This is a genomic window from Arthrobacter sp. R4-81 (assembly GCF_054792365.1).
The window spans coordinates 10,656-33,080 of record NZ_CP096446.1; the positions used below are offsets into that span (position 1 = coordinate 10,656).

Below are 22,425 nucleotides of genomic sequence, written 5' to 3' on the forward strand. Positions count from 1 at the left end.
GACAAACCGCCTCGGGGCACTACGGGTAGGTATGAGGCTACCTGAGCTTCACAAGCGATTTGGGAGCCATGGCAGTTCCACCCGCTCACGATCCCGTCAGGAAATTGCCCACATCTAAACCGAAGGGCAGCTGAATTTAGCGCGAAATTCGACACTCCACGCCTGGGTCAAAAGAGCCCTTCCGGCGGTAAGTCGCAAGGGAGAGCTTTGAGCTTGTTGGCTGCGTGACCGCCGGCGACGGGTTTGCAGCCCTTGAATGGGCCGTCGGCGGAGAGAAGGATGCCCATGTGGTGGTCAGCATGGTCCCGCCACCAGATGCTCATGCCCGTTGAGCCGTCAAGGCGGAGGAATTCCCAAGATCGCCATAATGCTTCCAGCCGGCTGATGGCTTCTTCATGTTTCCACCACGAGGGACACCAGGTTCGGTCTGTTCCGCTGAGGCTCCGCCGGTAGGACGGGGAGAGGTGTTCTTGGACAAAGCTGACAAGGTTCGGGTAGAAAAGCTCCGGCTCACGGGCATCTTCTGCGGAAGTCTTGGGCTCGTCGTCCCATTCGCCCAGGTCACTACTCATCGGTTGCGCCCCTGCTGGATGCTGCCGCGGTAACCCAGGGATTCACCGTTTCAACGGCAGTGGTATCCGCCGTGGCTGGATGGTTGGAGGGGTCGTGGGCTGCGATGGAGGCCCGGATGTCGGCGTCGTGCTTGCCGCCCATCCAAGGCACTGTTTCGAGCAGTGCTGCGGGGGCGCCGGATGCGAACATGATGGCGCGGCCGCGGGGAAATGATGCGAGGTCGGAAACGTCGAGAGTGCGTTCCTTGCGGTCGTTGTCGTAGTTGTAGGAGGTCCCTTGCTTGGACCGGCTCTTGGTTATGTTGGAGTATCGGTATTCACCAACGAGCTGGGCGACTTCGTTCAGGAACTCGGCTTCTGCGACGCCGCCGCCGTAGACCTTGATGTTGGAGGCGGACCAGAGTTTGCGCATGCCTTCCCGGCCCCAGACTTCTACGCCCTGCGACCAGGACTGGAGGATGGTCATCAGGACGATGCCGCGGGAGCCGTAGTGGCTGTAGAGGTTGGGCAGCTCGCGCCAGCGGCAGACGTTTGCTGCCTCGTCGAGGACGCCGATCATCGGTGTTTGGAGACGGCCGCCGGGTGAGTGGACGGCGAGTTCTTCTGCCGCTTCCACTGTTGCCACTGTCAGAGCGGTGACCAGAGGTCCGGCGGTGCCTTTGCCTTCTTTGGAGAGGCTGTACAGCGTTCCCTTGGACCGGACGAAAGCGGCCGGGTCGAACTGCGGCCGGTTGTCGGCCGGGCCTTGTGGGGTGACCCAGCGGGAGACCTGACGGTTGGTGAGGCAGGAGGCCATCTGCAGCGCGGTTCCATAGATGCCGCCGCGCTGTTTGTCGTGGAGGTTGATCACGCCCTGAACGGCGTTGGCCGTCTGTACGAAGCCGTGGTCCATCAGGATCCCGGCAGCTGCGTCCTCGGTGGGGTCGGTCAGCCAAGTGTGCACCTGTGTGATGGGAAGGTCAGCCAGGGCGGCCGCGAGCAGGAGGCCGGCCAGCAGGTCCTGGCCGGCAGGGTCAAAGTATGCGTCCGTCTGGGCTCCCGGCGAGCGTGAGCCGGAGGCGAAGTGGTCAGCGAGGCGGGCGGCCCGGACTTCGTCGGTGACGTAAGACAGAGGGTTCCACCACCAGGTAGGTTCTTCGAGGGCCACGGCCTGCGGATCAAAGACCCATACAGGGCCGTCCGCAGCCCGGACGTCGCGGGTGCCGTCCACAATGTCGCGCTTGTTCGAGGTGACCAGGGCCGCGCCGGGCGCGGAGAGAATCGCGGGAATCGCACGGGAGGTCGTTTTACCCGTTCTGGGTCCCCAGATGTCGATGTGCATGTCTTCCCAGGAGCCGAACACCATCTGCTTGCCGATCACGGTCTTTCCGACGGGTATGCCTGGTGAACCAGTCACGCCGAGGCTCTTGGCCTTCGCCGTGGCTCCGCGCAGGGTCTGTGCCTTCAGGTCCTTGGGCATTGCCATGTACCGTGCAGCTGCATCGACTCGGGAGCGCTTGGATTTCCCTTTCAGGACCGCCCGCGTAATCAGAATCGCGAGGGCGGCCGGGACTGCGCCGAAAGCCACCAGTATCCATGTGCTTGACGCGGGCCACGTCACGGTTCCCTTAAAGAGGCCCACCAAGAGTTCCGCTGGGTGCTTCGGCAGCTGCTGTCCGTCGCTGGCGAGCCACGAGCCAAGGTGAATCGCTCCGGCCACGGAGGCGGCCGCAACTAAGACGGTGCCGAGGACAACCCACAGGGCTATGGTTTCGCCGCTGAGCTGTGAGGTCTTCTTGTTCGGTGCACCCATCAGGCAGCCTCTTCGTCTTCGGCCCGAACGAACCGGTTGCTGCGTTCGTCGGTGACATGGTGCTTCTTCTCGATGTCAGTCAGGGTCATTTGAACGGGGATCCCGACGCGGCCGGGGACCTTCAACAGGATCTTTCCCGCACCGGGAGGGGCGGCGGGGGTGCCGTCAGCGTTCAGCTTCGGCTTCCAGTCCGGGGGTGCATTGAAACCGGATACCGTCTCGATTTCCTTGGCGTTGAGGGGCTGAACCGCGCTGAGCTCGTGCAGGTCATCAAGGGAGAGGGCCATGAGTCCCAGGACGCCGCTACGCTGGGCGAAACCCTTGGCCGTGGCCCGGTCTTTCTCGTTGGGCAGGGACAGGAAGTCCTTGGGGCTGTGGGTAATTTTCAGTTCGCTCACGCCCAGCCCACGGTTGGTCCGTCCGACGCGGTCTACCCGGTCGATGATGCCCTCACAGGCGCGCATCGGGTACCAGAATTCGTCCTGCACGGCCAGATACCCGCCCCAGGGAACCTTCGGGTCGTGCCGGGACAGTTCCCAGTGGGCGTCGATTGCTGAGAAGCCGATGTTCCAGGTTGCGAGCATCGCGGCCGAGAGGAGCTTCGTGTTCGAGGCCGGGATGGATGAGGTATCGAAGCAGAACCCGCCGGGGTTACCGACGGGGATGCTCATGGATTCGCTGCCGCCGATCAGCGGTCCCATTTCACCGTTGAGGACGGCCAGCACGGACAGGTGCAACATCCGGTATTCAGTGAGGAACTGTTGCGCGTCGTTGCAGGCCACGGCTGAGAGGACTTCCGGCGGCGGGTTCAGGAATGCTGCTTTCAGGTCATACAGGGAAGGCTTCCGGACCCGGTTGATGACCGAGCGAACGAGCAGGGCCAGTACGGCGTCTTCACTGTCGGCCAGCGGCAGGCCGCGGTTGATCTGGACGACAAGGGCAACCATGTCCACGGCTTTGCCGATGGCCTCCTGTCGCATTTCCTCGCCCAGGATGCCGCCGATCCTTGCTGCAGCTTCCCCTAATGCTCCGAGGTGCAGGAGGTTGATCCTGTCTTTTCCGCGAGGGCCGACGCTGAATACCTTGCCGCCCATCTTTTCGATTGCTTCGCGGTATTCGTTTTTGAGCGGGTCAAAGACCATGGGGACGATGCCGCGCGCGGCCATGGAGTAGATGAACCGTTGCCCGATCGAGGACTTACCGTTCCCGTTCAAACCAAAGAGCATCATCGAGGCCGAGGAAATCAGGCCGGCGTCGTACCAGGTCTTCATGTCCCCGGCCACGGCCGTGCCGACGTTCATATCCCGGCCCAGCGGAGTCCCGACGTTCGGCCGGGACGTGCCGGCTGAAAACGGATAGATCCCGCACAGCTGGGTGGAGGAGGAATACCACTGCGGCGGTGCGGGGCGCTTGCCCCAGCGGCCGCCGCCAAAGCCGGTGAAGCCCTTGGAGGTTTTGACGTGGTTTACTTCGCTCGCGCGCTTCATTTGGTGCCACTTCCGATCCAGAGGGGGGTGGTGCTGTACCGCCAGGGGAGAACGCCGAAGGGAAGGGTGGTGTGGAACGCGGCCGAACCGGCGTGCTCGACGAACCGGTAGGGCATGATCAGCTGGTTCATCAGGGACTTCACCTGATTCAGGGCATCCCGGTAGGACTTTTGATCCGGGGCGAACGTCACGGTGACCATTATCGAAAACAGCGACAACCTGGCACCTTGCGCCAGCTCCTCTTCGGTCTTTTCCGCTACAGCCTTGGCCGCACGGTCCCAGGACGTGGGCCGGCCCTTGCGGGTGCTGATCTTCCAGTCAGCAGTTTTCACCAGCTTGTCCACGATCCTGGCCCCGCTGCCGGGGTCCACGGGACGGTAGAACAAGGCAACCCGCTTGCGGAGGAACTTTGCGTTCGGCCCGAAAAGACGGTCGAAGCTGCGCGAGGTGATGTGCGCGCCAGGAGGGACAGTCATCATCAGCGTCATCGAGGCAACGCCGTCGTGGAACACCACCCGGCCCTGTGAGTCATCGAAGAACCCAGGGCCCGCATGCTGCCAGTCCTTGACCGCGCGGCGGCCTTGGAGCGCATCCAACGCCATTTCCTGATCGCGCATCGGCTGGTATGCCAGCTGCGCGACGTGGGCCAGTTCTTCTTCCACCAGCGGTTCGGGTGAACCGGCCCCGGCATCCCGGAGCATTTCGCTCTGGCCCGGAAGACGGGCGGCGACCTCAGCAACGGCGGAGGAAACGTCCTTATCGGTAGCGCCAAGCGTCGGCGCATCCCAGACCATCGTGGCGTAAACGTTCAGTACGGCCGAGCGTGCCGGCAGGGTCCCCACTGCGTGGTCCAGGATTTCCTTGGCGAAGGCAGGGCTGCCGGGGGTCACGTCATTGCGGATGGCTTCGCATGTCCCTGCTGAGGATTCCGAGGCCGAATCGACGACGACAGTGGCCCCGGTCAGGCCTTCTTCCACGCTCAGGGAGGAGAGCCAGTTGCCGTACTTGGAGACCTGGGCGTTGACCATGGATTGTTCCTGCATCGATGCCCCGTCCGGGGAGCAGCCGAATACGGCTGCCAGCTGGTTCACCGCTTTGTGGTGCAGCAGTGAGTAATTCCGGCCCAGTCCGTCAGTGCCTGAAATGGTCTCTACATCCAGCAGGGCACCGGGCAGACGCTCAGCGTCTTCGGGAGGGAGCGTGGACAGCGCCCCGGTGACGTAAAACGCGGAGCCGGAGGACTTCCGCGAAGCCAAGGACAGCGAGTCGGTGATTTTGCCCATGATCGTCTGGCCACTGAATTTCACCATGCCCAGCAGCACAATCAAGGCCGTTGCCAGCAGGACGATGAGAGCCACTAAGTACAGACCCCTCATCATGAACAGCAGCGAGAACACCAGACCCACAGCCGAGACGATCAGCGCGGGAAGGCTGAGGCCATAAAGACCAGGTGACGCTGGCTGGAGCCAATTACCGAATTTTTCCTGCGAAGCGTTATCGCTCATGAGCCCAACACGCCCTTTCCATCAGAGTCTTTAGCTCCCTGAGCGACAGCGCCGCCCAAAGACTGAGAAGCCGCCTGCAGCCCCGGGCTGCTCCCGGGCGCCCCTGCCGATTCACCGCCGCCAGCAACCACCCAACTCGAGGAAGCCGCACCACCGCCGCTTGGAGCAGCAGCGCTGCTACCGCCGGGCGTCCCGGATGGCCCGGAACCGCCGGTAGATCCGCTGGGTCCGGAGGAGGAACCACCACTTGAGCCGCCGGAGGTGGAAACGTCAGGTGAGCCACCCTGCGCCGTCGAATTTCCGGAAGATGGTGAACTGGCCCGGCCCGCATTTCCCGCAGCGGAAGCGCCAGCGGCGGCAGAGCCGCCACCGGTCATCACAGCTGCACCGCCGGCCACGGCGGCACCGACCACAGCAGCGCCGGCTGCCATTGCCATGGTTCCGCCAGCAGCTGAGCCCATCGCGGCCGTCGCGGGGCTAAGGAGTTTCATCAGCGCCGGAAGGGCAGCAACGGCCAGCACCAACAGCAACATGCCGTTGATGACGCCTCCAATACCGTCGTCACCCGACTTCAACTTCCATGCGAATGCGTAAATGATGGCCGCGACCGGCTTGTAGATCAGGAAAGCAATCAGCCACTTAGTGACAGTCGAAAAGCCGCCCTCAGCGCCGCGGATCATGGCGGCGGCGGCGGCAACGGGCCACACCGCGATCAGCAGCGGCAACACGGTGGCGCGGACGATCATGATGATCCATTGCAACAAAGTGGCGATCACCCCGAAAATCCCTGCCACAATCGCCAACCCGGGCCCGATCTGGCTAACAGCCCCAGCGGCCGGGCCGAGCTGGCTATATCCGTCAACGGTCACGCCCGCTTCTTCGAGGATGTATTTGGCGAAAGCGTCGCCGGCAGGGATGGCCACCTGCATCAGGGCTGTCCCGGCCGTAGTGACCAGGAAGACCATGAACAAGGCCTTGGAGACCTTCACTGCCTGATCCCCACGAGCGTGGACCATCGTCCATACGCAGGCGACCATGATGCCCACCGTTGTCAGGAAGATGCTGATGACCTGCAACTGGTCCGTCAGCCACTGCATGGACGCACCGTCCAGGCTGACCAGCATCCCGGCATCCAGCCACGAGGTCAGGAATCCCTTCATGATCGAATCCCAGGCGCCCATCATGGCTTCGCCCAGATTGTTGGCGCCGGAATCGACAGCAGAGTTGACCGCACCTTTGGTGGCGTCACCCACGCCGCCTACCACGCCCGCAACGACGCAAGCTACCCCGTCTGTTAGAGGATTGCAGTTAGCCATTTTGACCGCTCCACTCCACAAAGCCACCCTTGACCGGTGCGGGCGGCTGCCCAACAAACGTCGAACCATCGTCCAGGACTTTGAACTTCCAGTCCCCGTCGACCCAACGGAACGTAAGGGGAAGACCGGCGTAACCTGTGCTGCTCGCAGCGGTGGCCACGACGAGCGTTATGGACGCTTCGTCTCCGGTGAAGCTGTCCACGATGAATCCGGAGAAGGTCGCAGGAGTAGTTCTTGCCGCCTTATCCGGCGTCTTGTCCAGCAGGACCTCTTTTCCGGGGGAATCTATCGCGTAGAACTCCCCCGCTTGGCGGGCGTTGATGAGATTTCCTGCCGCGTTCATCGACACGGCTGTGAGTGCTGCGCCGAGCGGTGAGCGGGCGAAGCACGCCGGGAAGCCATCCTTTGTCTTGGTCGGGCCATAGGTGTCCGAGACCGGCCACGTCCAGCCGTTCTCCGCTTCCCAGCGGAGGTCCTTTGGCATCGCCGGTTTGGAGGACGTGTCCCCTTCGGGCACGTCGCATTCCCCTGTTGCCTCGGTGGTTTCCCCTGCTACTGGGGCCGGCGGTTCTGCTGTTCCAGCTGGTTTGACCAGGATCAGGAACAAGAGAATTGCCACGAAAAATACCAATGCGACCGACGCCCACAGCGCGACCTTTCCCCTCAACGTTTGGGGGTTCTGTACCTTGCTCATGCGTGGCCTCCTTATCCGACGAACAGTGCGCCGAGAACGCCGGCAGTGCCCAGGCCGATAGCGCCCGTCAGCCACCAGCCAGCCTTGCCCATGAACTCTTCACCGCGGCCGCGTTGGTGAGCAAAGAACAGGCCGATGAACAGGATCATCAGGCCAAGCACGGCGAGGGAACCGCCGATGATCTTCGTCCACATCAGAACGGTGTCCAGGCCGTCCTGGACTTCCGTAGGCAGGGGCTTGGCCTCGGCCAGAACAGAGGTTGCCACGTCGGCGATTTTGGTGACTACGGTCATTTCATTTCTCCTTTGGTAGTTGGAAGCGCGGCACGGACCTTTGCCAGGTCCTTTGCCGGTACATCAGTGAAATCGGCCAGTACAGAGCGCTTTACCAGCAACCCCGGCACCCACGGTGCGGGGACCAGGGGAACGGCACCGGCAAGAACCTTGAGCTCGTTCTGGATCAGCTTTGGTGTCCGTCCCGGAGCGGAAGGGACGATCAGGACCGCGTTGAACGCGGCCGGGCCATGGGCGGCGATAGCTGCCTTGGCCGCGTCAATGCCGTGCAGGCTGGCGCGGGCGACGAGCACGACCGGTATCCCGTCCGCCGGAAGCTGGGGTCCGTGGTCGGTGCCGTCCAGGATCGAGGCCCAGGCCGTGGCCCCTGCCCCGCCGTGGGCGGCAACGAAACCGGCAGGCTGTTCCTCAGCTGGCGGGGTAGGTTCCTCAGCAGGTGCGGCGGCCCGGACTTCCGGCGCGATGCTTTGCGCGGCCGTCAGCCAGGGGCTGACGTTCTCGGTCTTTTCGGTCACGTTCATAGCCCACGCGCCACCGCAGCTGCCGCCCGCAGCCACGCCCTGCGCGTTGCAGGCTGGAGGGCGCCAAAACGGATCTGACCGGACTTCAACGCCTCATCAAAAGGCACCACAACCACGTCCCGGACATAGGGCCGGAACTTCTCTGCCGTCTCCTGTGAGAGTCTGGCTTCACCTCTCTGACGCTCGGAGACGATCACCACAGCATTGGAAGCGAGTCCGGCTGAGCGCTCTGCCTTTAGGTCCAGGCCTTGCAATGTCAGGAGAGCGGCCTCTACCCGGTCCTCTTCGTTGGTGGTGGGAACCACCAGCTGGTCCGCGTGGTCGATCATGCGGTTCCACTCGGCGCTTCGGTGGTTGTTGCCCGAATCCATGAGGATCAGCCGGTAGTACTTGGAGACCACCCGGTGCAGGACGTCGACCTCTTCAGCGGTTACTTCGTGCGTGCCATCCACGTCAGCGTCAGAGCGCAAGACGTCGTACTTGTCGGTGCTCTGGTGGTGAACGAATGCGTTGATGTCCGCCGACTGGGCTGTCGGCGAGAGCAGGGCATCAGCGGCGGCGATTACGTCGAGTGCGCTCCTGGCATGATCACCCGTCTCTGTACGCCACCCCAAGGTCCCTGTCGTGGGGTTGTTGTCCCATCCCACGACGCTGCCACCGTTGCGGCCGAAAACGGCAGCCAAGCCAGCCACTGTGGGTGTCTTGTTCGATCCGCCTTTCTGATTCACCACGGCAATGGTGCGGGTGCCGGCGAAATGCTTGGATGCCAGCCGGATATCCTCGCGTTCGCTCAGCTCATCCTCTGACGGCGCGAGGGACAGGCCCAAGCTGTTCAGCCATCCCCGAATGCCCTGAGTAGCCGGCTCAACGGCGCTGGGGGCCGCAAGAAAGCTTCCCGCTTCCCTGATGGAACGGCGGGTAGCAGCTGCTTGTGCAGTTGCCGCGGCTGGCTCCCTAACGACGGTCGTAGTGGCTGCAGCGGCTGCGAGGGAGGTTGTGGCGGCCTGGATGCGCTCAATGATCTCGCTGGCATCTTCCGGGACAGTGGTGGGCTGCTCTTCCTCGACTTCACCGAACGGTGAGACCACCAGATATGAAACCCCGGTATCGTCCATGGAGGTCACACGGACGGGGCGGCCGAGGGTGGCTGCTTCTCCAATGACACGCTTCATGAGTGCCTGGCGCAGGTGGTTCACGTCCGGGGCTTCGTAGGGGTGTTCTTCTCCGTTGATTTTCAGGACTCCGGTGTTGTCACCGTTGATGATGGCGCTGATCACCGGTTCCGGCTGGATCAGCGATTTTTCGATTGCCATGTGCCTACCTCTTTCGTTTCGGAGTGGTGATGGTGCTTAGGAATCTTTGGGAGCGATACGGGTGATCAGCCACGGTTCCTCCTGCCCTGACCGGTGGAGAGAGAGCACCCACCTGCCGTTGTTCGTGGAGAACTCCGCCGTGACCGACATGGGGTTCCCCTTCTCCCTAACCAGGACCGGGCCAGAGAGGACCTTTGTGACAGGGATGCGGCCGGGGTCGATGTACTGCGCGGACTCCTGATAGTCGGCGGACATGTGCGGCTGGAGCGCATCGAACCATGCCCGTTCGGTTACGTCCGGGCGCGCGAACTTCCCCATCAGGTCAACGGCAAGAGCCTTGACCTCCGCTTCCGTGGACGCATCCCAGGTCACCACTGGCACGCCGTGGTCCTCGTCGTGCTCGTGCAGTTCAGCCGAGGCGCTGCTTGTCTCGGCAGGCTGAGGTCTGGTGTTCGATGCCGGGGCCGCACAGCCGGTAACGGCCACCGCGACAGCGGCCAGGAGAAGACCGAAATTCTTGATGCTCATTAGAAGCTCACTCCCTGTGCTTTGAGGATCGGTGCTGGGTCTGTGGTCTGGTTGACCGGGACCATCGGGTTGGGCAAGGCTCCGGAGAAGAACTCCATGTGCAGGTGCCGGCCGGAGACATTCCCTGTCGCGCCCTCGGTTCCCAGTGGGGTTCCTGCGGCCACCACGTCGCCTTCCTTGACCTTCAGGGAACCTGCTTCCATGTGATAAAAGCCGATGGTCAGCTTCCCGTCTGTGGTCTGGCCGGTTACGCCCGTGCCGAACATGCCATCGAGGTTGCGGACCTTGACGATCTTCATGTCCGTCACGGCGACTATGGTTCCGGCGTGTCCGGGGGTGGCGAAGTCCATCCCATAGTGGAAGTTCGCCAGCACTCCCCCCGCCGTGCCACCGGGTGCTGCGCGGGGGCCGTAGCCACTTGTCATGACAGCGTCAGCCAACGGGTGGACCCACTTACCGGACAAGTCACCTATGACCGCTCCCCCAGCGCTGGGGCACGCTCCGCTGGCATCAATCCCGGCAGCGGATTCCCCACCGAGGGACTTCACAACCTCAGCTGCAGCAGCACGGAACTGCGCGTAGTGGTCCTCCACGGCGTTGCGCTGCACCCGGTGAATGGCCGTACTGGGCTCCAACTGCTCCCACCCAGCAACCCTGCTCAGCGCCTTGAAGAAGTTCGTGGCGCTGATGTAGGGGTCCATCCGGTCCGAGTAGCTGCCCCATGCGCCGTTATCCCGCTGCTGGAACAGCCCGCGCGAGTCAGGACCAGCAGTGTCGCCGAAGTCGATGACGTTCAGCGTGGACTCACCAATAGCCGCCTGAACACCAAGAATCTGAGCCGCCGCCGGCATATTCAGATCCCTGGCCGCTTTCATGATCGTGGCCGCGTTCTCCAGCTGCTTCCCTGAGAAAGCACCAACCTTCGCCGGGATACCGCCGACGGCAACGCTTCCGCCGGACACGCCACAGGATTCAGCCGCCCTCGCGCCGCCCGCACCCAGGAACAGCACAACAATCAAAATGGGGGCCAAAAGAAAAGCCCCCAAAGCCACAGCAGCTGACGAACCGCCCCTCACGAACACACCAGCGATACGTCTACGCGATGTGAAATAGCTCCCCCTAGTTGTGGGCCCCAGCCCCTCACGAACCTTTGAGTGTTTGTTTTATTTATACTCTTCACCAGAGTATCGTACTTAGTTGTACGGTGGGAGGGGATCACGACTCGATAAGACAAAATGGGAGGGTGCCACGCTATGTTCAACCCTCCGCAGCGACCCCGCCCCGGGCGGCTCAGGTGATTTCCTTGCTGGGCGTGAACCCTTTGCGCGCTGAAATACTCAAGTTTTTGTTTGAGCACCAAGAGGGTGGAACCAGCGGCGACATAGGCCGAAGCATTGGAACTGGATATCGAACCATCTTGTGGCACCTGACTCAGCTCGAGGAGCTTGGTGCAGTTGTTTCCAATGCCGGCGAACGGCGCATCGGACAGCGAGTTCTCTACACCGTCAATCCCGAAGCGTTCGACAATGCGGCGCGGGACCTTATTGCGTACATCAAGGGTGAGGGCCGGCTCGACTGAGACTGCCTGGGGGGTCTCTCGAACGAGTGATAGTAGGTTCCACCGGAGCCAATTGGCGTAGTACCCATAATCAAGGGGGATGGAGTGGCATCCATGAAGCGACTTATGCATTGATCAGACCGGTTAGCGCGCCTGAGCATGTCATGCCGCGAGTCTACTGAAAATATTTCAGTAGTGAAAATTTTTCAGTCCGAAGAATGGTTACTTATCGGCCCGCGGCGGGAGATTTCGTAGTGCCCGCGTCACTGCACGGAGGGCTTCCACGTTAACCTCGCCCAGGACTCTAGCCGCGAAATGCTCCACTTCGGCTATGCGATAGGCCTCAATCAAGCGGAGCTCAGCCTCAACCCGTTCAGGAATCGGACCGCTTCGCTGAAGCAGGTAATTTTCGTCCACGTCGAAGAAGTAAGCCAGTGCCTTTAGCAGCTCTGGATCCCAACGGTTATCAGGAGATCCGGCGAGCAGCCTGTGCCAGCGGGTTCTGGTCAACGTGATGCCCTGTTCCGCCAGTCCCTTGCGGACATCCTCATAGGTGAAGCTGTCGGCGTCCTTAGCATGAACGATATCCAGCAGAAGCTGGATTTTGGATGCGAGCACCTCTTTGTCAGTTCGCTGATCCATGGGGTCGTCGTTTAAGTTCACGCCTTATCCTGCTCTCGGCTGACGAGGGCGCCTGTGAGACGCTGGCGTTGTTCTGCCATATGCAGCGAATTCACGGGCCCTCCTTGTTCCGTCATTAATGAGACCAGCTTCCCTGTCTTAGCAGCTGGGCAGTCCCAAGTGTTTATAAGTCAGCCAACAATGAGAGTATATGAGGCTCCGAATGCGACGATGCCCGTCATGAATCCGACAATGACCTGGAGAGCAGAGTGGTCTCGAAGGTAAACCCTGGACCAACAGACGAGTGGAGCGGCCACGACGAACGGAAGCCCCAGCCAGCCGAACATCAGGACAGCTGAGACCGTTGCTCCTCCCAGCGTTAGTGCGTGGCCCGACAACTTCCAGATCGGGCTAATCACGATGAGAGCGACAATGCCACAAAGGATGCCGCCGATCAGTCCCCAGACCGGTTTGGGGGTGCCCATGACCGAGAGAATTGCACAGCCAAGTATTGACGATCCCAAGGTCCACAGCATGACCGGACGTCGCTGTTTCTTGTCTCCAACGTGGTGATCGGTTAGCTGTCCTCGTTTCGCCAGAAGTAGGACTGCGGCGAAAGGCACTAGACAGATGAATAGGGCAGCGACAACACCTGACCAGATGGATGCCGCCCACTGCTCTGACATGAGAGAAGCCAGAATCAGCAGGAGGGAAAGAACGACAGGCGGTTGCGCCACCTCAGTTGACGTCCTGGCGAGCCGGCCTATTGCTGTAGACGATCTCGTCACCGTCAGGGTCGTGGTTGCTGCTGTCAACGTTCTGCCTTTACTGACAGCATCGATTGCAAAGAACCGACCCCGCCATCAAATCGCACTTGCACTGCGTCTATGACGTGGCCGGCAAGCTTGGGTGTGGAGTGCTCCGCGGCGATTTTGTGATCGCCGGAGCGGATGACGTATTCGTACAAGCGCGCGGAAGGGCCCTTGCTGAAGAAGCTGCCGGCGATGCTGGTCATCCAGGCACCGTAGGAAAGGCCCCAATATGCCCTTCCCACCGTGGCCGTAAGGAGCACTAACGCGGCCCGGTCCCACAGCTGTAAGCGGCGCCACGCCTTAACTGCGGGAGGGATGCCCAAGCCGAGCGATGTGACAAGAACGCCGCCGTAAAAAAGAGGAGAGAACATGGCGTAAAAAAGCTCCTGAAGAGCCGTGCCGCCCAGGTTGGTGTGCATCAGAGCCATATAGGCGATCTCTTCAATAGAGGCGAGTGCAACCAGTCCCATACCGACGGCTACGACTCTGGAGCTTACGCGTACGGGAAGGCTCGCTTGGGGTCGAAGGCAGATGCGAAGGACAGACATTGCGAGTAGTGCCAGAATGCTCATGTAGACGGTGGCATAGATCAAGACCGGCAGCTGGTGAACAGTTGCAGGCACATACTTGGAAACCGAGCCAACAAAGCGCTGGAAAAGGAATGGGATGGTGATGGCCGCCGCTGCCAGGCCGAATCCAAGGGGACGATGGCTGAAACGGGACCGGTAGCTGCCGTCCAGTGAGTAAGCTGCGAAGATTCCCTCCCGCACCAGCCATACGGCGCCTGTGACGCAAAGATTGCGTACAAGATGGATGAAGTTGATTCCGCCAAGTGCAGCGTCAATGCTGCTCTCCGGTACAACAACTCCAGTCAAAAAGAGGCCAAGAACGCCAATTCCTATGGCACCAAGAAAAGCCGTTGAGGATCCCCATCGAGTGACGAAGTACAGGCGGAAAGCGAATACCGTCGTCAGGATCCAGAACGCCGCGGCGATCATAAACCGAACACTCTCTCGGCATTTGTGGCTTCCTTCTGTGGCGCCGTGTGCAGGACCTGCGCAAGGCCGAAGGCCAAATTTTCAGCTGCCGCTTCGGACTCATCCAAGGGAACGTCCACGGCGCGACACATCCAGCTGACGCCGTTGCGCTTACCAACTCCAGAAAAAAATGACCCTCCGATCATCCCATCGAGAGGTTTACCTTTGTGTCCCAGGAGAATATGGCTTAGTTCATGCAGCACCACATGAATGCTCCAGGAGTTGGCGCCTTTAAGGTAGCGGACGATGCCATGAGTGGCAGTATCGATCCATTGGCCAGTAACGCCCTCGCCGAGGCTCTCCACGGAGCCTTCCTCAAAGACGAGACTCTTCCCATACTTTTCTTGAACGGCCGTTACCAGATCACCCAAACTTGGGTACGACGGTAGGTTCAGCGACTCAATGACATCCACGGTCAGCTTGGACTTTTCCATTGGCCGATCTCCCATATCGGTTTCCACTTTCTAAGGCTTCAGTAGTCTACTGAAAAAATTTCAGTAGTGTGTAGTATGAAATCAGTGCCTGCCGCAGGGCTTCAGCAAGGGGCCACCCTACCAAGCTTCGGTCTGGCCCGCTTGTCACAGAGACCGTCGAAGGAACACCTACATGAAGATCAGCGTGTCGGAGCCAATTAAGCCTAGCCATATGGCTATCGTGAGCCACATGGGAAACGTTCTTCGCCGCAGACGTGGTACAGGTGTCAGCAATGTGCAGACCAACTATTCCATCCCTAAACACTGCAAGGACAAGCTACACGCGGTCTCCGAACGTATGGGAATGAGCGATGCCCAGGGCCTTGAACTGATCTTGGAGCATCTCGAACTTGAAGCGGACGGCCTGCCATTTTGGGTAGATCGAGAGAGCCTGCAGGAGGCATTGCCTATAGCTAAGGCCAGTTAAAGCAAGAAGGCCCGCTTTCGCGGGCCTTCAAAAAGTATGTCGTTCAGATCCTTATCTTGCCGGATCACGATCTGAACTTTTTCCAACACCCACCCAGTGGGTGGATCTTGTTGTACCCATCCATTGGAAAGGAACTGGTCTCATCGTACCTGACCCTTCTTCGACGTCAATGCATGTCATGTCTCGTGTGTCGCGTCCAGTCAGGCCTGAGCAGGCGTGGGCTGCCTTGGCTCCGTTGTTGGCGGGCCAGCCGCGTGTCCGGTTGTCGCGTGATGGCGGCAGGTCGTACCCACAGAAGCATGAACGGGATCTGACCGGCGCTCTTCCTTCCTTCCCGGCCGCCGTGCGCATTTTCGGGAAAGACGGCACATGCGCTGCGATCTTCCTGGACTTCGACTCCTCCACCGGCGGCGTCGACTGGGTTGAGGCGGATGTGAAGGCCCTCCAGACGTGGCTGTACTCCTGCGGTGCACGTTGGATTGAGGACTACTCCCCCAGCGGCGGCCGCCACGTATACGTTCCGTTGGAACGGCGCGTAACCTTCGCTGAAGCGCGTGATCTTGTCGAGGCCTTGGGCACCCGGTACCGGAGCCTGGACAAGACCCCGCACCAGAACCTCAATCACGGCTGCATGCGCGTTCCTGGTTCAATCCATAAGCGTGGTGGCCACCAGGAATTGGCCATGAGCCTGAACATGGCGTACGACGTCGTCCGTCGGCCGAATAGCCCGGCTGTGTGGGCCAAGCTGAACGCGGAATTGGCGAGCGAGATTGCAGCCGCACGCGCGCTGCGCTTGGAGCAGTCCTTCACGCCGTCTACGGCTGATGCAGCCAAGGCCCCGCAACTGATGGGTCGGATGTCCCGCGCCATGCAGCAGCTGGCCGTCACCGGGCTTTACGACGCGAACCGTTACGCCACTGATTCGGATGCCCGCCAGGCGGTCATTGCCGGAGCTGCGGCCGCCGGCTTGGAGCTCACGGATGTTGAACGCCGGATGCTGCAGGGTGTTTGGCCGGGACTGGCCTCGTTCTATGCCCGGTACTCAGCCAGGAACCGTATGCCGGCCCTGAGGCGGGACTGGGCAAAAGCAGTCTCCTACCTGCACAAAAACCAAGGATCCAAAGCGGGGGAGAACAATGCGCGTAAATCCCCCACAAGCCCGCCAATTACACAGCCCCCATGGTTACAGGGAAATTCAGCTTTGACGGATTCCGATGCTGAGCATCGGTTCATCCGGACATGGCGTAACGCGCTCAAGCTCAAGGAACCGCGCTATAAGGACTCTAGGAACGGCTTGGCGCGGAGGATGATCCTGCGGGCGCTGGGAGAGGCTGCCCACATGACAGCGTCACGGTTCGTTGAGTTTGGTGTCAGATCGGTCGCCGTGGCCACCGGGCTGGATCACACCACCGTTGCCGGGCACCTACGGGCGCTCAGGTCAGAGAAAGACCCGCTGGTAACCCTTGTCGAACAAGGACGGGGAACCAAGGGAGATCTCTACATGCTCACCATCCCGGAGGACGTGAAGCCGGCAGCTGAGGACTTGTCCTGGCGAAAGGGCAAGATCCATGCCCTTCGCCCGGTATTCCGGGAACTGGGCCTGCCGGCCGCGTTCGTCTATGAGGCACTGGAACATTCCCCTGAGCCGCTGCGGAGCGTTGACCTTATCCAGGCTGCAGGTGTATCCAGAACCGCACTACGGGAAGCTCTTGAGATCCTGGCTGCATGGAACCTCATTGCCCGGGACAAAGGCCGTGCCTGGTCAGTTGTGGCCACCACATCGCTGAAGGACCTTGCCGAGAGGTTCGGCGTACTTGAAGTCGTGGCCGTGCAACTCCGAAAATACAAGGAAGACCGCACGGTTTGGAAGGAATGGCTCTCCAAACGAGCCCACACCGTTGCCGAGCTGCGCTCCCCCACCGATGACTACGCATGGGAGCAATTCGAAGGCCCCCCAGAAGAGTGGACCCTGGCCGACATGGCCTTCACCGCCACCGGCTAGGAGTCTGAAGTTCCCAGGGCGGGTGGTGGATCAAAAGCTGACTCGCCGGCGTTCCAGGTGAATCGTGCCAGGAGTAGGCTGCGGACATGGAGGACGAAAGAGCCCGGAAGGCTCGCGGAATTTCACGCGGTCTCTTTTGGGTATATCTCGCGTTACTGGTTTCCCAAGGGATAGTCCAGGTCGGCCTGCTCTCTAGGCGTATGGGCGGGACATGGCGGGACAGGGACTACGTATCCGCCGGGCTGCTGGTCCTCATCCTGATCCTGCTAGTGGTCCTCATAATGATGCGCCGCAGGCACGGGGCCGAGGAAGACGCCCGCCGTGCGGAGGAAAAAGCACGCCGCGCAGACTGGGACCGCCGGGGCAGGCAGCTATGACCATATACACTGAACATTATGTCATGACGTATTTATTTATTGCTTAATTATGTCTTGACAGATATATTGATTGATAGATGTACGTAATCTTCCAACCTCGACCGAATGTTTTCCTCGGGGTGTCCGTCAAGATTGATGTACAGATAGACATCCAGATTGATAGATATCTATCAATCAATCTGTCATGATGTATTTATTCGAAGAGAGAAGAGCCATGAAAGTTACCGCAATAGGCAACCGTAAGGGTGGCGTCGGCAAGACGTCAGTCACTTTGGGTCTAGCCGAAGGACTCCGTCTTATTGGCAAGAAGGTTCTCGTCGTCGACTTGGATCCGCAAGCAAACGTCACGGATGCCCTTGAAGGAGCTGGAGAATTCGACATCTTTGATGTTCTCTACGGTGGGGAGGCGGGCACCCTCGGCCAGGCGATAACCGCAACTTCATGGGAGGGCATTGACCTTATACCTAGCTCCGAGTCCCTAGCGCGCTTGGAGTCGGAAAGCATTATGACTCCGGAGCTGCGACTCAAAGCGGCGGCTTGGGGTGCAGAGGAGCTGGAATCCTACGACCACGTCCTCATTGATCTTCCGCCTGCTTTAGGCAGGCTGACTCTCAACGGGCTGATTTGGGCCCAGCGCGTAGTGGTGGTCACGGAACCAGCTGCATTCTCGGTTAAGGGAGTTACGGAGTTCCTGGAAACGGTGAAGAAGGTGCAATCTCTTCCGCACTTGAATCCAGCCTTGGAATTAATGGGCATCATCATCAACAAAATCAGTTCGCCGCTGACCGGCGAACACGCGTTCCAAATCGGCGAGCTCGAAGCCGAGTACGGCAACGACGTGATGACTCCGCATCTGCCTCTGAGGACGGCAATGCAGGACTCGATCAGCAGCAGGGCGCCGCTGACCAAATTGAGCAGTAGGGGAGCGGGGATCATGACAGAGAAGTTTGTCACCCACGCACGTTATTTAGATGGAGTGAACTAGATGGCCATAGATAGAAAGTCTTCGATTCGTAAGGCTCCAGCAGCCGATGTCGTTGATGTCCTCACTTCTGGAACGGAAACGCGGACTTCGGAGCCGGCTCTTGAGGTACAAGCCTCCGTGGATCCGAAACACGCACAATCCTTGTCTGCAGCGATAAGAAGGCCCGGACCTGGACGGCCGAGGAGCAAACGAAGGATGGAGCCCTTTTCGTCGAAGATCGAGATCGATCTCCGCGATGAGCTGGATCAATACATAGATTCCCACGACCTAACGATCATCGATTTTCTTGATGAGGCAATCAGGGACCGCCTAAAAAAATAATTCCGTCTAGACAGAATTATTCAGCACCTTCGTGGGCAGTGCACTATCCTGGCACTTGAGGCCTTCGTCGAGGGTGCAGATCCCGCCACGGCCCTGGTGACAAGAACGGATGACTTTCGGCAATGCAAGACGGGCAAGATGCTGCAAACTTCTGGCGGGCAAGTACCCGCTGCGAGGGAGTAGCCCTTTCCGATCCAGGCGTTGAACAGCGGGACAACTTGCAGGTAATGCTCAGTTCACCAAGCTCGAACGCGCCGTATTCAAAAACGACCGTTTTCGGTCCTCTCGGCTTCCAGGCGGGGATCAGGCCACAGAGCGCATGGATACGGCGATCTTCTGTTGGTCAGTGGGCTTCAAGGATCGTTTCTGACCAGTAGGCGAATGTACGTTTGAGGAACCTCTACTGCGTCAAGCTGTTTATCCATTCGAAACCAGACTCCACTGCCTTCGTGGTGACCGTGGTGCCTGCAGTCCGCGCCAGCTCGACGGCGTACTTCAGATAAGCGCTGCCCTTGTCCTTGGTGTCCGCTGTAACCGCTGTGGTCGTCAGTGCGCCCACCAATTGCATAGAGGCTGTTCTGGCAGCTGCCGCCCCGTCGGTTGCCATGTTGTCCATGGTGAAGCGCACTTGTTGGATCAGCTGGATTAGATACCGTTTTGCAGAGTCCGATAGGTGGCTATCGTTGCGAATCAAATCCTCAGCATGAAGTAGTGTCTCAAAGACGTTGGCCTGAACGTCTCCGAACTCAGGTTCCCACTTCACGATGTCAAGCAATGATGCGAGGGAATGAAGCATGTCCAGTGCTGCTTCATCCACAAGAGGCTCGCTGGAGGCGGTTGTCCATCCCGTGCTGAGGCCGAAGATTCCTTTGAACCAAGCAGGGATCTTTTTTCTATAGACGGATACGTCTGTCCCGGAATCGGCCAGCGCATTCAGCGCGACCTGGATGTCGCTGAGCCAATCAAGCGCGCGCTGATGCTCCGCCCAAAAGTTAAGTGAGTTGGGGTCGCCGCCTCGAGCATTCAGAGCGCTTTGATTCGGTGGTATTTCCCAGGTGCCAAAGAGCGCGAGAAGGCTGCGTGCACTGTTCATGTGTCCCCATGTTCGAAGTGGTTTTGATTGAGTCTATAGATTCTGTGCACGGAATCGGCCGATTCCGTGCGCTGCGGGCCGTTGCCGCGACACGTGTGACTTTCGGCGGTAAATGGCGGCTTTTTCACGGCGCAATTTGTCGCTTGGAACAGCCCGCAAGGGGAACCCTAACCGGTGTGTTAAATCGGTGAGCTTGGTTTTTTACGGGTGCTCAGCCAACGTTGAAACCGCCGTTGCTGTAAAGGATCTGACCGTTCATCCAAGAGCCTGCCTCCGAGAAAAGGAATCGCACGAGATCTGCGGTGTCTTTGGCCGTACCGAGGCGCCCACCAGGTGTCGCTCCGATTCCCGATCTACGCGCTGCATCGTCCATCCACCCAGTATCAATGGGGCCTGGGTTCACGACGTTCGCCCGAATCCCACGGTCGGCCAGTTCGATGGCCGCCGATGTGACGATTCGATCGAGTGCACCCTTGCTCGCACCGTACGGCAGGTTGTGCACGGTATGGTCGCTCGTTAGTGCGACGATACGCCCACCGACCTCGCCAGGGACGGTAGTTTCCGGCAACTGTTCCGCGAACGCGCTGATGAGGAGCCAGGTCGCGCGCGCGTTCACTGCAAAATGACGGTCCCAGCTCTCCAGCGTGGTCGTCAGGATTGAACTGTCCACTGACTCACAGTGCGACATGACGAGACCCGTCACCGGCCCGAGAATCCGCGCTGTCCGGATCAGTTCGGCCGGCACCGTTGGATCGCTCAGATCCCCGGGAACGAGCTCGACCGAGACACCAAGTGCCCTGCACTCGTCGGCGATGGATTCCGGGTCATCTATGTCCCCCTCAAGCCCTACGCGCTCGTCGTAGGGCGTCCAGTAGTTGAGTACGAGGTCCCAGCCGTCGTGCGCCAAGCCAACGGCGAGTCCCGCCCCAATGGAACGTCGCCTCCCGACTCCCGTCACTACTGCAATTTTTGAATAGGCTTGCATGCTCATGGTCCGACTCTAGGGGGCGGGATGGAAGATCGCTTGGACAGGCTCATCGGCCGGACGTTCCGCGTTCTCAGCGGGCAAGCACCGAATCCACGATCTGCTGCGCGGCCTGGTCCGCTGTGATGTGTGTGGTGTCGATGACCTCGGCTTCATTGTGGAGCCAGTTATGAGCTGCCTCGGCGTATGGCTCCAAGCACGCGAAGCGGAACGTTGAGGGGCCGAGGACTTTGTCATTCTGTATGCGGTCGCGGAGCGTGGCCTGGTCGGAATGGAGCACGAAATGCTGGACCGGAATGCCGTGCCCGGTAAAACCATCACTGATCTCGCGCCAGTAGCTCTCGACTAAGACAGTCATCGGCATCACGAGTATGCCTCCGGTGTACTCGAGCACGCGCCGAGCGGTTTCGACAACGAGCCCCCCGCCACGGCTCCCAGTGCTGGAAGTTGTCCGTCGCAGGAAGTCCCGGCTTGATGTCCATGAGCACCTCACCGACCTTCTCACCGTCGAGGACGCGCGCATCGGGCAGCAATTGCTGCACGAGCACGCTCGTCGTCGTCTTTCCCGCCCCGTGGGTGCCGTTGAGCCAAACAATCATGAACCGAACTCTAGTGCCAAAGAAGTTTCTATCACGCGTCCGTAAGACGGTCGATCAGCGTGCCGCTGAAAGCCGCTGACGAGATCCGAGTGATGCCGGGTCCGGGCTATCTACGTAAGACCCGCACGGTGAAATGAACGATGAGGGGGCGCTAACAGCAACGGCCGGCAGGGACGACGCGGCATGCCACTATCTCGGAAGCACGTTTCGTCAGGGCCCACGCTGCCGACGTCAAAAACGACCGTTTCTGACCACTGCAGGACAAGGCCTTGAAATGGGCCCTAGATGGCCGAGACCGTCTGTCAGAACTCGTTGTCGACTGGTACTGACGTCGAAACCTGGAACAGAGGGTTTTTGACGTGCCCGTTTCGGCCGTGGGTGCCAGGGTCTGCCTTTGTCGGTTTAGATGAGGTACCGGTAGACCGTGGCGCGGGAGACTCCGAGCATCTTGCCGATGTCGGTTGCGCTGATTCCTTTGCCTTTGAGTTCCTTGGCCCTGGCTGCATCTGCGGTGTCCACTTTCCGGGGCCTTCCGCCGCGGCGGTTGTTTGCAGCGGCTGCGGCGAGTCCTGCCCTGGTGCGTTCGATCATCGTGTCACGCTCCAGCTGCGCGAAGGCGGCCATGATCGTCAGCATTGCTGTGCCCATGGGCCCGGTCGTGTCCAGCCCTTCGGTGAGTGAGCGGAAACCTGCTCCTTGTTCCCTGATGTTCTCCACGACGTCAAGGACGTGCCTGGTGTTGCGTCCCAAGCGGTCGAGCTTCCAGACGGTTAGTACGTCACCGACCTCCAGCCTTTCCATGGCCTTGGAGAGTTGAGGGCGTTCGATCGTGGATCCGCTGACGCCGTTGTCGGCAAAGATCCTGGCTGCGCCGGCTGCCTTGAGTGCAGTTAGCTGCAGATCAAGGTTCTGTTCGGTGGTGGAAACTCTCGCGTATCCGATTACAGCCATTGGCCGTCCTTGTCTCTTAATCCCGAACGATTTGCAGTTGTGAGACTATCGGTTGTTAGACGGCATTTTGCGACAGGACGTGTCCGTGTCGCCATGCGGATCTTGGAAGCCGGCGGGGGAGTGGCCGGCCTGTCTCGTTAATCGATCGTATTTGAGACGAGCC

23 protein-coding genes and 1 pseudogene are annotated in these 22,425 nt (G+C 60.2%); 5 read left to right on the top strand and 19 right to left on the bottom strand.

What is annotated here, in order from left to right:
* Nucleotides 1-167 precede the first annotated feature (167 nt).
* The 11 genes from M1E05_RS20440 to M1E05_RS20490 are packed head-to-tail and all read right to left on the bottom strand — an operon-like array spanning nt 168 to nt 11,052.
* Nucleotides 168-572, bottom strand: a complete 405-nt coding sequence (locus tag M1E05_RS20440) for a DUF4913 domain-containing protein (protein ID WP_461165357.1) — start codon at nt 570-572, stop codon at nt 168-170.
* Nucleotides 565-2,364, bottom strand: coding sequence for a type IV secretory system conjugative DNA transfer family protein (locus M1E05_RS20445; RefSeq protein WP_461165358.1), 1,800 nt, complete (start codon nt 2,362-2,364; stop codon nt 565-567). Before M1E05_RS20445 ends, M1E05_RS20440 begins: the two co-directional genes overlap by 8 nt.
* The gene (locus tag M1E05_RS20450) at nt 2,364-3,851 is read right to left on the bottom strand and encodes an ATP-binding protein (RefSeq protein ID WP_461165359.1); all 1,488 of its coding nucleotides are present in this window, start codon (nt 3,849-3,851) and stop codon (nt 2,364-2,366) included. The genes M1E05_RS20445 and M1E05_RS20450 overlap by 1 nt, the downstream gene beginning before the upstream one ends.
* The gene (locus tag M1E05_RS20455; RefSeq protein WP_461165360.1) at nt 3,848-5,356 is read right to left on the bottom strand and encodes an SCO6880 family protein; all 1,509 of its coding nucleotides are present in this window, start codon (nt 5,354-5,356) and stop codon (nt 3,848-3,850) included. The genes M1E05_RS20450 and M1E05_RS20455 overlap by 4 nt, the downstream gene beginning before the upstream one ends.
* Entirely contained in the window at nt 5,353-6,672 is a 1,320-nt protein-coding gene (locus tag M1E05_RS20460) for a hypothetical protein (RefSeq protein ID WP_461165361.1), read from the bottom strand. Before M1E05_RS20460 ends, M1E05_RS20455 begins: the two co-directional genes overlap by 4 nt.
* Nucleotides 6,665-7,366 carry a hypothetical protein gene (locus M1E05_RS20465; RefSeq protein ID WP_461165362.1) on the bottom strand — a complete coding sequence of 234 codons (702 nt, stop codon included), beginning with the start codon at nt 7,364-7,366 and terminating at the stop codon, nt 6,665-6,667. Before M1E05_RS20465 ends, M1E05_RS20460 begins: the two co-directional genes overlap by 8 nt.
* Nucleotides 7,367-7,377: 11 nt before the next feature.
* Entirely contained in the window at nt 7,378-7,659 is a 282-nt protein-coding gene (locus M1E05_RS20470; RefSeq protein ID WP_461165363.1) for a hypothetical protein, read from the bottom strand.
* Nucleotides 7,656-8,174, bottom strand: a complete 519-nt coding sequence (locus M1E05_RS20475; RefSeq protein WP_461165364.1) for a hypothetical protein — start codon at nt 8,172-8,174, stop codon at nt 7,656-7,658. The genes M1E05_RS20470 and M1E05_RS20475 overlap by 4 nt, the downstream gene beginning before the upstream one ends.
* Nucleotides 8,175-8,176: 2 nt before the next feature.
* Entirely contained in the window at nt 8,177-9,493 is a 1,317-nt protein-coding gene (locus M1E05_RS20480; protein WP_461165365.1) for a MinD/ParA family ATP-binding protein, read from the bottom strand.
* A 36-nt stretch (nt 9,494-9,529) separates the two neighbouring features.
* Nucleotides 9,530-10,021 carry a hypothetical protein gene (locus M1E05_RS20485; RefSeq protein ID WP_461165366.1) on the bottom strand — a complete coding sequence of 164 codons (492 nt, stop codon included), beginning with the start codon at nt 10,019-10,021 and terminating at the stop codon, nt 9,530-9,532.
* Nucleotides 10,021-11,052, bottom strand: coding sequence for a M23 family metallopeptidase (locus M1E05_RS20490; RefSeq protein ID WP_461165367.1), 1,032 nt, complete (start codon nt 11,050-11,052; stop codon nt 10,021-10,023). The genes M1E05_RS20485 and M1E05_RS20490 overlap by 1 nt, the downstream gene beginning before the upstream one ends.
* A gap of 386 nt (nt 11,053-11,438) precedes the next feature.
* Here M1E05_RS20490 and M1E05_RS20495 point away from each other — a divergent pair, with 386 nt between their 5' ends.
* Nucleotides 11,439-11,600, top strand: coding sequence for a hypothetical protein (locus M1E05_RS20495; RefSeq protein ID WP_461165368.1), 162 nt, complete (start codon nt 11,439-11,441; stop codon nt 11,598-11,600).
* A 201-nt stretch (nt 11,601-11,801) separates the two neighbouring features.
* Here M1E05_RS20495 and M1E05_RS20500 read toward each other — a convergent pair whose 3' ends face one another.
* From M1E05_RS20500 to M1E05_RS20515, 4 genes are all read right to left on the bottom strand, one after another.
* A complete protein-coding gene (locus M1E05_RS20500; protein WP_461165369.1) occupies nt 11,802-12,242 on the bottom strand; it encodes a hypothetical protein in 441 nt (146 codons plus the stop codon).
* Between the two features lie 149 nt (nt 12,243-12,391).
* Nucleotides 12,392-12,685: a phosphatase PAP2 family protein gene (locus M1E05_RS20505; RefSeq protein ID WP_461165370.1), complete on the bottom strand. Its 294-nt coding sequence runs from the start codon at nt 12,683-12,685 to the stop codon at nt 12,392-12,394.
* A 326-nt stretch (nt 12,686-13,011) separates the two neighbouring features.
* Nucleotides 13,012-14,010 (bottom strand): hypothetical protein, encoded by a 999-nt coding sequence (locus M1E05_RS20510; RefSeq protein WP_461165371.1) that lies wholly within the window; start codon nt 14,008-14,010, stop codon nt 13,012-13,014.
* On the bottom strand, nt 14,007-14,510 hold the full coding sequence (locus tag M1E05_RS20515; protein ID WP_461165372.1) for a hypothetical protein: 504 nt from the start codon (nt 14,508-14,510) through the stop codon (nt 14,007-14,009). Before M1E05_RS20515 ends, M1E05_RS20510 begins: the two co-directional genes overlap by 4 nt.
* Nucleotides 14,511-14,655: 145 nt before the next feature.
* Here M1E05_RS20515 and M1E05_RS20520 point away from each other — a divergent pair, with 145 nt between their 5' ends.
* From M1E05_RS20520 to M1E05_RS20535, 4 genes are all read left to right on the top strand, one after another.
* Entirely contained in the window at nt 14,656-14,949 is a 294-nt protein-coding gene (locus M1E05_RS20520) for a hypothetical protein (protein WP_461165373.1), read from the top strand.
* 178 nt (nt 14,950-15,127) lie between these two features.
* Entirely contained in the window at nt 15,128-16,951 is a 1,824-nt protein-coding gene (locus M1E05_RS20525; protein ID WP_461165374.1) for a MarR family transcriptional regulator, read from the top strand.
* Between the two features lie 86 nt (nt 16,952-17,037).
* A complete protein-coding gene (locus M1E05_RS20530) occupies nt 17,038-17,328 on the top strand; it encodes a hypothetical protein (RefSeq protein ID WP_461165375.1) in 291 nt (96 codons plus the stop codon).
* A gap of 214 nt (nt 17,329-17,542) precedes the next feature.
* Entirely contained in the window at nt 17,543-18,313 is a 771-nt protein-coding gene (locus M1E05_RS20535; RefSeq protein ID WP_461165376.1) for a ParA family protein, read from the top strand.
* Between the two features lie 721 nt (nt 18,314-19,034).
* On the opposite strand, the gene M1E05_RS20540 is transcribed toward M1E05_RS20535, so the two are convergent.
* From M1E05_RS20540 to M1E05_RS20555, 4 genes and pseudogenes are all read right to left on the bottom strand, one after another.
* Nucleotides 19,035-19,727: a hypothetical protein gene (locus tag M1E05_RS20540; RefSeq protein ID WP_461165377.1), complete on the bottom strand. Its 693-nt coding sequence runs from the start codon at nt 19,725-19,727 to the stop codon at nt 19,035-19,037.
* 211 nt (nt 19,728-19,938) lie between these two features.
* Nucleotides 19,939-20,718 (bottom strand): SDR family oxidoreductase, encoded by a 780-nt coding sequence (locus M1E05_RS20545; protein WP_461165378.1) that lies wholly within the window; start codon nt 20,716-20,718, stop codon nt 19,939-19,941.
* Between the two features lie 67 nt (nt 20,719-20,785).
* Nucleotides 20,786-21,311, bottom strand: a pseudogene (locus tag M1E05_RS20550) (AAA family ATPase).
* A 402-nt stretch (nt 21,312-21,713) separates the two neighbouring features.
* A complete protein-coding gene (locus M1E05_RS20555) occupies nt 21,714-22,262 on the bottom strand; it encodes a recombinase family protein (protein WP_461165379.1) in 549 nt (182 codons plus the stop codon).
* Between the last annotated feature and the right edge of the window lie 163 nt (nt 22,263-22,425).